The following is a 486-nucleotide window of genomic DNA, read 5'->3' as shown; positions in this document are numbered from 1 at the left end:
GGCTTAATATCCAAAGTAGTAAACCCATTGTTTTGTCATCTTGACTTACTGGTACAAACGCTTGTGGTTCCTTTGATTGATTTATTAAATCCATACTGTTCACTCCTGTTTTAGTTATTCTGGGTCTCCATTCTCATCATATTTCGTTACGTTGCCGTCCGAATCTATGATATAAGAACCTGCAAGTTCTCCATCTTTATCTGTGAATGAGAATCCCCAATCTCCGTTATCTTGCTGTTCTGGCTCTTTGTAAGTATATTCTGAGGTATCCAATGTGTGTCCTTCATAATCTTCGACTTTATCGATAACATTTTCTCTAGTTACACTGCCGCTATCGTTATCATCACTTGTTTCATCACTACTATCATCTGAGCTAGAGTTACTGCTCTCATTAGAACTGTTTGATTCTGAAATAACACTAGTCCACTCATTGATTTCATTTTGTGATAAATCTTGAAGTTTAACTGTTTTTGGATTATTTAGAAT

General features: G+C 35.6%; 1 pseudogene. It reads right to left on the bottom strand.

Features of this window, described 5'->3' with window-relative positions:
• Positions 1 to 114 precede the first annotated feature (114 nt).
• Positions 115 to 486: pseudogene (locus ACF91D_RS31760) on the bottom strand (hypothetical protein); the annotation flags it as partial.

The organism is Staphylococcus sp. 231237_7MaSpsaltlick (assembly GCF_043107035.1).
The sequence above is the reverse complement of the archived record's forward strand: the minus strand, read 5'-3'. Positions and strand labels throughout refer to the sequence as shown.